The sequence below is a fragment of the Vibrio sp. OPT46 genome (assembly GCF_015163535.1).
Classification (GTDB): domain Bacteria; phylum Pseudomonadota; class Gammaproteobacteria; order Enterobacterales; family Vibrionaceae; genus Vibrio; species Vibrio alginolyticus.
Genome location: NZ_JADDYG010000481.1, coordinates 18,823 through 22,933, shown reverse-complemented (window position 1 = coordinate 22,933; position 4,111 = coordinate 18,823). Strand labels below are relative to the sequence as shown.

The following is a 4,111-nucleotide window of genomic DNA, read 5'->3' as shown; positions in this document are numbered from 1 at the left end:
GCCTTTGAGTACCGTCGGCAGATAGGAAACATCGAGCACGGTGCCAGATTGTAGCTCGTGTTGATAGCCCAACTGAAAAGCGAGTGTACCTACCGCGACATCTGAGCGTGTGGTACCGGCGTAAACTTGGTGGTTGAGTCGGCTACCAAAGGTGTATGTCACACTCCCTAGCGGTGCAGCGATAACAGAACTGTCACTATCGGCACGCTTATCGAGAGAATCGATGGTGTTACTATTTTCTGTATTGAAATTGGATTCTGATGATATGAATCCGGCATTCAGCGAAATTTCACCGCCAAAACCTGCGGTTTCAGCGAGTTGAGCCTGAGCAGAACTGACGACAAAGGCCAAAGGCAAGAGAAGTAGCCTTGGTTTCATTCGTTATCTCCTTGTTGTCGAATGAATGGTGCACATATTGGTTGCGGTAACAAATCTGACCATTTCCACGCATGTTCCAATGTGGCAAAGGCGCAGTATAATTACACGCTGTTTTATTCTTCACACATTATCACTGTTGTTTGACTATCATGTTGGCATATTTGTTATTTTTTTTTAACGCTTCTTTTGTGATTCTCAATTCTGCGGTTTGTTCACTCGCAATTTGTGTTATCGCTGTATTTAAAATATTGCTTCCTGGCGTAAAGCTAAAAGCACTAGCGACCGTTTGTGCCAATAAGGTGATGTGGTTATGGGCTACCGTTAATGCGTGCATTCTGGCGGTATCTAACCGTGTTGAGTGGGATGTTCAGGGCGGTGAAGCGCTTAAAAAAGACGGGTGGTATCTGCTGATCAGTAACCATCTCAGTTGGACAGATATTGTTGTGCTTTGCTGCGTGTTTAAAGACCGTATTCCCATGCCGAAGTTTTTCCTCAAGCAACAACTGCTGTATGTGCCTTTCATCGGGATGGCGTGTTGGGCGCTCGATATGCCATTTATGCGTCGCTATTCGCGAGAGTATCTGATCCGCAACCCTCATAAGCGAGGTAAAGATTTAGAGACGACACGTCGCTCGTGCGCTAAATTCAAATACACTCCAACCACAGTGGTTAACTATGTCGAAGGAACCCGATTTACCGAAGAAAAGCAGCGTAAGAGTAAAGCAAACTATCAATATTTGCTGCAACCAAAGTCGGGCGGGATTGCGTACACGTTAGCGGCGATGGGGGAGCAGTTCGAGAGCATTATCGACGTTACGTTGGCGTACCCAGAAAATACGCATAAACCGTTCAAGGATTTATTGATGGGCCGCATGAGCAAGGTGGTTGTGCGTGTAAATGTGTTACCCGTTGATGAAAGAGTGCTTGGTGATTACTTCAACGATAAGCCCTATAAGCGACAATTTCAGCAATGGTTGGGGGATGTGTGGCAAGAAAAAGATCGGTTGCTACAAGAGATTTACAAATAAACAAAAGGGGAGCGACGTGCTCCCCTTTTGATTGATATCGATGTGCTTATTTTAGTGTCAGCAAGTAGTTCACCAGAGAGAAGTACTCATCCATCGTTTTGATGCTTTGTGCTTGAACTAGGTATTTGTTGTTAACGATAACCGCAGGAACGCCGGTTAGACCGCTGTTTTCAAATTGCTTGTCCATACGGCGAACCATTGAATCAACCGCGAAGCCTTTGAATGCAGAATCGAATTTTTTCGCATCTACACCTTCATCAAGGAAGATTTGACGAAGTTCTTCATCATTACGTGGTGCTTTCTTTAGATTGTGGATGCGGTTAAACATCACTGGCACCATTTTGTCTTCCACTTTTAGTGCAACCATCGTTGCGTAGGCTTTGCTCATTGATGGGCCCATGTTGCCACCCATGAAAGAAACGTGGTTTTTTAATAGCTTAGTACCTTCTGGCAACTGCTTTTTCAGTTGCTGGATAACTGGTTCAAAGCTATTACAGTGCGGGCAGTAGAAAGAGAAAAACTCCGTCACAAGAGGTTTTTTTGATGCCTCAAGATCCAATACTTTGTAATGTTCACCTTCTTTGAATTGCGCTGCATGTGCCGACAGGCTTAACATCAGCATAGAAAACAGTGCGAACAGTTTTTTCATCGAAATATCTCCATTTTTGAATTTTTGGCCTGACTTACCATTGAGGCATTAAAGACAGCGGTGCTTCTTCTAAAGCGGCGATCTGCTCTTTAAATGCAAGGACCTGACCTTCCCAGTATTTTGGCTCATTAAACCATGGAAAAGCGAGAGGAAATGCAGGGTCATGCCAACGTTTTGCTAGCCATGCCATATAGTGCACCATTCGTAGACCGCGAAGTGGCTCGATTAGTTTCAATTCTGCAGGATTAAAGTCGCAAAACTCTTGGTAAGCCTCTAAAACAATATCCAACTGCATCAGTTTGTCTTGGCGTTCACCGTTCAATAGCATCCATAAGTCTTGTACTGCAGGGCCGTTACGAGCGTCATCCAAATCAACAAACATAGGGCCATCTCGCCACAAAATATTGCCTGGGTGGCAATCGCCATGCAAACGAATGATATTGAAGCCTTCTTGCCAGTGGCTTTCAATTGATTTGATCAGCATATCCAAGTCATTGAAGAAGCTGTTCTCCAAGTGCATTGGAATCATATTGGCGTTTTGCAGAATCTCTCTTGGTTGATACAGGTATTCTTGTAAGCCAATAGTAGGACGATGTTGGAAGGCTTGGCGGCTGCCGACTTTATGGATTCGGCCAAGGAAACGCCCTACACCTTCGAGCTGATCTAAATTGTCAACCTCGTATTGGCGACCACCCACGCTATCAAACAGCGCAAAAGCATAGCCTTGATAGTGATGCAGGGTTTCACCGTTGATGCGCACAGGTGGTGCGACGGGGATCTCATTGCCAATCAGCTCTAAAGTAAAGTCGTGTTCCTCTTGGATCTGTTCATTGCTCCAACGTTCAGGACGGTAAAACTTGACGACATAACGACGACGCTCTTCGTCAGTGAATTGATAAACACGGTTTTCGTAGCTATTGAGGGGAAGAAAGCCTGATTCTGCGCGAACGCCGATGCTTTCTAACGCGTACCACATAAAGTCTGGGGTAAGGGCGTCAAAGTTAAACATACTTTGGGACATATAAACAAAAAGGCTCATTACTGAGCCTTTTTCCGTTAGTCACTGAAGTAGCGCTATAGTTTTTTAATAAAACGGCTTTCTACTTCAATGGTGAATTCGTTGCTCTTATCGGTGAGTATAAACTGAATTGTCGTAATCGCAGAGTTTAGCTTGTCAGGGTCGGCACCAAGACTCATTGGCAGGTTCAATACCTCACCTGGCTGGACCTGAATTGTCTGCTTACCATACCAGCTTACATCGGATAGCCCTTCAACATCCAACGAGTACTCTTGCACTTGCTGAGTTTTGTTGATCACCTTGAGGGTGTAGGTGTTTTCTACTTCTCCCGAGCTATTAACGCGGAACAGTTGGTTACGGTCGCGAATAACACTCATGCCTGCTGGGTCTACCGCTGCAATTTGGGCAAAGAACAGACCAATCATGACCAGTAGCACAGCTCCATAGCCCAGCAGCTTCGGACGCATGACTTTGGTACTCTTACCCGATAAGCGGTGCTCGGTGGTGTAACTAATTAGGCCTTTCTCGTAGCCCATGCGATCCATGGTGTTGTCACACGCATCAATACAGGCGCCACAGTTGATACATTCATACTGCAAGCCGTCACGAATATCGATACCTGTTGGGCACACCTGCACACACAAATCACAATCAATACAATCACCCAAACCAAGTTGCTTTGGATCGGCTTTACGCGGACGTGGGCCACGTTTTTCCCCACGTTTTGCATCGTAGCCAACGATGAAGGTGTCTTTATCAAACATGGCAGACTGGAAGCGCGCGTAAGGACACATGTGAATACACATGATGGAACGCATCCAACCAGCATTACCATAAGTACAAATGGCAAAGAACATTACCCAAAAGACGGGCCAGAAGTTGGCGTTAAAGGTGAAAAAGTCGATAACCAATTGCTTCATTGGTACGAAGTAGCCAACAAAAGTAAAACCAGTGGCGAGCGCTATGGTAAACCAAGCTATATGTTTGACGGTTTTACGCATCGCTAAATTCGCCGTCAGCTTATTGGAGTCTTGTTTG

General features: G+C 45.3%; 5 protein-coding genes. 1 reads left to right on the top strand and 4 read right to left on the bottom strand.

Annotated features, from left to right (window positions below; genetic code table 11):
• On the bottom strand, window positions 1-378 hold a 378-nt coding region (locus IQR33_RS33755; protein WP_228014029.1), incomplete at its 3' end, for a DUF2860 family protein.
• Between the two features lie 149 nt (window positions 379-527).
• Between IQR33_RS33755 and IQR33_RS20135 the strand changes: the two genes are divergently transcribed.
• Window positions 528-1,406 carry an acyltransferase gene (locus tag IQR33_RS20135; RefSeq protein WP_053304041.1) on the top strand — a complete coding sequence of 293 codons (879 nt, stop codon included), beginning with the start codon at window positions 528-530 and terminating at the stop codon, window positions 1,404-1,406.
• A 46-nt stretch (window positions 1,407-1,452) separates the two neighbouring features.
• On the opposite strand, the gene IQR33_RS20130 is transcribed toward IQR33_RS20135, so the two are convergent.
• The 3 genes from IQR33_RS20130 to ccoG form a co-directional block, all read right to left on the bottom strand.
• Entirely contained in the window at window positions 1,453-2,055 is a 603-nt protein-coding gene (locus tag IQR33_RS20130; protein ID WP_005379036.1) for a thiol:disulfide interchange protein DsbA/DsbL, read from the bottom strand.
• A 34-nt stretch (window positions 2,056-2,089) separates the two neighbouring features.
• Window positions 2,090-3,076: a serine/threonine protein kinase gene (locus IQR33_RS20125; protein ID WP_031777274.1), complete on the bottom strand. Its 987-nt coding sequence runs from the start codon at window positions 3,074-3,076 to the stop codon at window positions 2,090-2,092.
• A gap of 53 nt (window positions 3,077-3,129) precedes the next feature.
• Window positions 3,130-4,111, bottom strand: a 982-nt coding sequence (gene ccoG, locus IQR33_RS20120) for a cytochrome c oxidase accessory protein CcoG (protein ID WP_228014028.1), incomplete at its 5' end; no start/stop codon positions are given.

What these genes read in the sequence shown, in the direction of transcription:
- IQR33_RS20130 (WP_005379036.1), bottom strand. Translation starts at nt 2,055, where the DNA reads ATGAAAAAACTGTTCGCACTGTTTTCTATGCTGATGTTAAGCCTGTCG.
- IQR33_RS20135 (WP_053304041.1), top strand. Translation starts at nt 528, where the DNA reads ATGTTGGCATATTTGTTATTTTTTTTTAACGCTTCTTTTGTGATTCTC.
- IQR33_RS20125 (WP_031777274.1), bottom strand. Translation starts at nt 3,076, where the DNA reads ATGTCCCAAAGTATGTTTAACTTTGACGCCCTTACCCCAGACTTTATG.